This window comes from Pseudomonas sp. (genome assembly GCF_037994325.1).
Lineage (GTDB): Bacteria > Pseudomonadota > Gammaproteobacteria > Pseudomonadales > Pseudomonadaceae > Aquipseudomonas.
The window spans coordinates 1-3752 of record NZ_JBBNAH010000363.1; the positions used below are offsets into that span (position 1 = coordinate 1).

A 3752-nucleotide genomic window follows, 5' to 3' on the forward strand; every position below is an offset into this window, starting at 1 on the left:
GGCTCACCCGGCCCAAGGTACTTTCACTGGCGCCGGTAAAGGCGCCGCGGCTGTGACCGAACAGCTCGCTTTCCATCAGCTCAGCGGTAAGCGACGGGCAGTTAATGGTCACCGAGCCTTTCTTCGAGCGCAGGCTCCAGCCGTGAATGGCGCGGGCCAGCTCGCCCTTGCCGGTGCCGGACTCACCGAGAATCAGAATGTTGGCGTCAGTGCCGGCCACCTGCCGCGCGGTTTCCAGCACGGCCATCATGGTCGGGCTGTGGGAATTAAGGTCATCGCTGGGTTTGCGAGTCTGGCCTTCCAACTGCTCCACGCGCGCAGCCAATTGGCGAATTTCCAATTGTTTGGAGGCGGCCATGCGCAGTTGGTCGGGGCTGCACGGCTTGACCAGGTAATCGCTGGCGCCGGCTTGCATGGCATCCACCGCGGTATCGATAGCCGAGTGCGCGGTGACGATGATCACGCGCATCCACGGCGCTTGCAGACGCATCTGCGCCAGCACCTCGAGGCCGTTGTCCTCGCCCAGGCGCAGGTCGAGCAAACACAGGTCGAATACCTGGCGTTGCAGCAGGGTATCGGCCTGCATGGCGCTGGTGGCCGTAGCCACGGTGTAGCCCTCATCTTCCAGGCAATAGCGGAAGGTACGCAGAATTGCCGACTCATCGTCGACGAGCAAAATACGGCCACTTTTTGGGCTGGAGGCTTCCATGTTTGTTCTCAAGATCGGTTGCAGTGAGCGTTAGTCACGGAAAGTACAGGCAAGTTCGTGCAACTTGCACGGTGGATTTATACCTATCCTGCAAGCTGCATGGCCAGACTTGCCGGTCATAATGGTTAAGCTATTGTTTTTAAAGGAATAAAAAACATTTAAAAAGCTGGCACAGCGCTTGCGATATCCCTCTCAACGAGGCCAAGAACGGCCCAAGACAAAGAGAGAGAGGAAACCATCATGAGCAGTCGCACCAGCCAACTGAACGAACTGATCGAAATCACCCGTGACGGCCAACGCTTCTACGAGCACGCCATCACCGAAGTCAAAGACCCACAACTGCAAGCGCTGTTTCGCGACATGTCGCAAGCCAAGATCCAAGTGATCCAGGCGCTGGCGGTAAAAGTCGCTGCTAACCACGACACCCCCGCTCAGGGCGGTACCGTGATGGGCAAACTGCGTCAGGTGTATGCCGATACCAAAGCGAGCATGACCAAAGACGAAGGCGCGGCCTATGTGGCTGAACTGGAAGACACAGAAGACCGCATTCTGCACGCCTTCGAAGACGCCATGGAAGATGCGGACCCGGACGTCCGTGCGGCACTGGCAGTAGAAATGCCAAAAGTACGTGCCTGCCATGACCGCATGCGCGACCTGAAACACAGCCTGGGCAAGTAAGGATTCAAGCCTGCGCGGGGCTACGGATAGCCCGCTTCGCGGCGCCAACGCTTGTTGCCAAGAGCGACCCAGCCGCAGACGTAGCAGGTTTTGTTTTCACCATGCAGTACGGCAATTTTTTCCGTAGTTCAGCAATAGAGAAGGAACCTGAACCAAGGCCAAAGCCGGCGGTTCCAACCTATTAAGGGTTCCTGACAAACAGGGTTTCGAACCCTAAACAAAATGTAAGGAGAGACATCATGTTGAGTTGGGCAATTACCTTTCTGATCATCGCCATCGTCGCAGCAGTGTTGGGCTTTGGTGGTATTGCGGGCACCGCAACCGGCATCGCGAAAATTCTCTTTGTCGTGTTCCTGGTGATGTTCGTTGTATCGCTGATCTTTGGTCGTCGCGGTCGAGTCTGACGCCAGGCAGCAACACACAAAAACGCCCTCAGCAGAGGGCGTTTTTTTTAAGCAGCTTTTAGTTAACCGCTAGCGCAAGCGCGCGGGGCCAACATAACAGCGCGCATTAACGTGCTTTTTGGCAGCGGGTTGCATCGGTACATATCGCGATGTCGAAGTCGTCGCTAGCGCCCATACAATTTTTACCCCTCGACAGTATTTGCACCGGAAGTTGTTGTGCCAGCGCTCGGTCCAGGATGCGCAAACGATCTGTCCAGCGGTACGTAGGGATCGCGCCACCTGGCCCCATTTCAATCATTGGCCCCAAGCCTTGAACTTGTAAGTAGGTGCCGTAATCGCCGGGCATTTGTTCAGTGGCGATTCGTAAGGCGCCTTCGTTGGCCCAGGCATAGTCCATCGCTTGAATCTTCCCTTGGCCACACACCACCAAGGCTGAAGCCGTATTGCTGAACAGGAGTGCCAGCGTTGCCGCCGCAAACGTGGTTTTTATCAGTTTCATAAGACCTCCCAATGATCTCTCTTGGCACGCCCCTGCCGCCGTGCAAAACGCCGGTGGGGACGGGTTATTTTTTCGGCTTGCGAGCCGCGTTCTGGGGTTTCGCGCTGCGTTTCCCAGAGCGATAAAACTCGCATACGCGCTGGTGCATGGCTGTCGCCTAGCACCGGCCAAGGGGTAGGACCGGCCTTCTGCGCGGCTGGCAAAAGCGCAGGCCATTAGCGGTTTTTAGGTAGAGTTGCGACGGATACTGCGGCGAACTTATTGCTCGGCCAGGGCTGCCGGCACGGGCGCGGTGCCAAGCGCAGAACGCCCTCCGTAGAGGGCGCTTTTGTCCGGGGAGGGGTAAACGTTACGGCTTGAAGTTGCGCGCATCCTTGGCCCAGGTGTCCAACACCGGCGCCAAGTCTTTTACCGTCAGTTGCGTGCTGTTGTTCTCCAACTGCAAGCCGGTGCCTTTGCGCACCACCTCGGCCACCGGTTGGCTGGTGCCGCCATCAAGCGCCTGCAGCTCAACGTAAATGGTGGTGTCTTCATCACGCGTGCCGGCGGCGGTGCTGGCGGCGGCTACTGCCAGGGCAATCGGAATCACCTCATACACCTTCAAGCCTTCGGCAGAGACATCCACAGCGGTAATCGCTGAGCGAATAACCAAGGTGTCAGCGTTGGCTTGGCTAACCACCGTCAGGCGCCCGGCCAGTTCACGCTTCATCGCTTGCTGCAGGTAGTTGGACACATCGTTCAGGGTTTTCTGGCTCACCTGATCGCTAGGTTTGGGCTTGGGATAGAACTGCGGTTGCTCCACCAGCACCGAGCTGTACCTACTGAGGTCCAGCCCTGGCTTCACCCAACGCATCACCGGCGCCCCGCTGGCTGACGTGGCGGGCTTGAGGATCGAGTAGTCCGGGAGAAAACCGGAATACTGCTCAGGCTTGGTGGTGGAGCTGGAGCAGCCGGCAAGCAGCAGGCTTGTGGTAAGCGCAAACGTGACAAGTAGCTGTCTGGTCATCCTTGAAGCTCCCAAAGGTGGGGGTGGGGAATAGGCTGCTGCTAACAACAGCGGTTTGAGCCTAGCCGAGAATTCTCACCCTGCTGCCTGGCCAGCTACCTTGGCGAAAAGGCCGTGCTTTCTGGCAAAGCACTACTCCACGCCGCTATCATCCGCGGCACATCTGGGGGACACACCATGCTCAACGGCCTGTGGCTGAGTTTTTTTGTAATAGCCGCCGTCTCGGCATTAGCGCAGTGGTTGGTCGGTGGCAACGCCGGCATCTTTGCCGCGATGGTGGAAAGCCTGTTCGCCATGGCCAAGCTGTCGGTGGAAGTGATGGTGCTGCTATTCGGCACCCTGACCTTGTGGCTGGGCTTTTTGCGCATTGCCGAAAAAGCCGGCCTGGTCGACATGCTCGCGCGCCTGCTCGGCCCGCTGTTCGCCCGCCTGATGCCCGGTGTACCGCGCGGCCAC

The 3752-nt window shown here is 58.1% G+C and carries 5 protein-coding genes and 1 pseudogene; 3 read left to right on the forward strand and 3 right to left on the reverse strand.

Going from position 1 to position 3752, the window contains the following annotated elements:
- Window positions 1–709 (reverse strand): response regulator (locus AAAB16_RS12380; protein WP_340663589.1); only part of this gene is annotated, 709 nt, incomplete at its 3' end.
- 240 nt (window positions 710–949) lie between these two features.
- On the opposite strand from AAAB16_RS12380, the gene AAAB16_RS12385 reads away from it, so the two are divergent.
- Window positions 950–1387: a PA2169 family four-helix-bundle protein gene (locus AAAB16_RS12385; protein WP_340663590.1), complete on the forward strand. Its 438-nt coding sequence runs from the start codon at window positions 950–952 to the stop codon at window positions 1385–1387.
- A 239-nt stretch (window positions 1388–1626) separates the two neighbouring features.
- Window positions 1627–1791 (forward strand): DUF1328 domain-containing protein, encoded by a 165-nt coding sequence (locus AAAB16_RS12390; protein ID WP_110615871.1) that lies wholly within the window; start codon window positions 1627–1629, stop codon window positions 1789–1791.
- A gap of 106 nt (window positions 1792–1897) precedes the next feature.
- Here the strand turns inward: AAAB16_RS12390 and AAAB16_RS12395 are convergent, their stop codons facing one another.
- Together AAAB16_RS12395 and AAAB16_RS12400 are read right to left on the reverse strand one after the other, a co-directional pair.
- Window positions 1898–2290, reverse strand: coding sequence for a hypothetical protein (locus AAAB16_RS12395; RefSeq protein ID WP_340663591.1), 393 nt, complete (start codon window positions 2288–2290; stop codon window positions 1898–1900).
- Between the two features lie 349 nt (window positions 2291–2639).
- Window positions 2640–3296, reverse strand: coding sequence for a DUF3313 domain-containing protein (locus AAAB16_RS12400; RefSeq protein WP_340663592.1), 657 nt, complete (start codon window positions 3294–3296; stop codon window positions 2640–2642).
- Window positions 3297–3473: 177 nt separating this feature from the next.
- Here AAAB16_RS12400 and AAAB16_RS12405 point away from each other — a divergent pair.
- Window positions 3474–3752, forward strand: a pseudogene (locus tag AAAB16_RS12405) (hypothetical protein); the annotation flags it as partial.

Bases quoted from the DNA above. Each gene is read 5' to 3' on its own strand.
- AAAB16_RS12385 (WP_340663590.1), top strand. From the start codon at position 950: ATGAGCAGTCGCACCAGCCAACTGAACGAACTGATCGAAATCACCCGT.
- AAAB16_RS12390 (WP_110615871.1), top strand. From the start codon at position 1,627: ATGTTGAGTTGGGCAATTACCTTTCTGATCATCGCCATCGTCGCAGCA.
- AAAB16_RS12395 (WP_340663591.1), bottom strand. From the start codon at position 2,290: ATGAAACTGATAAAAACCACGTTTGCGGCGGCAACGCTGGCACTCCTG.
- AAAB16_RS12400 (WP_340663592.1), bottom strand. From the start codon at position 3,296: ATGACCAGACAGCTACTTGTCACGTTTGCGCTTACCACAAGCCTGCTG.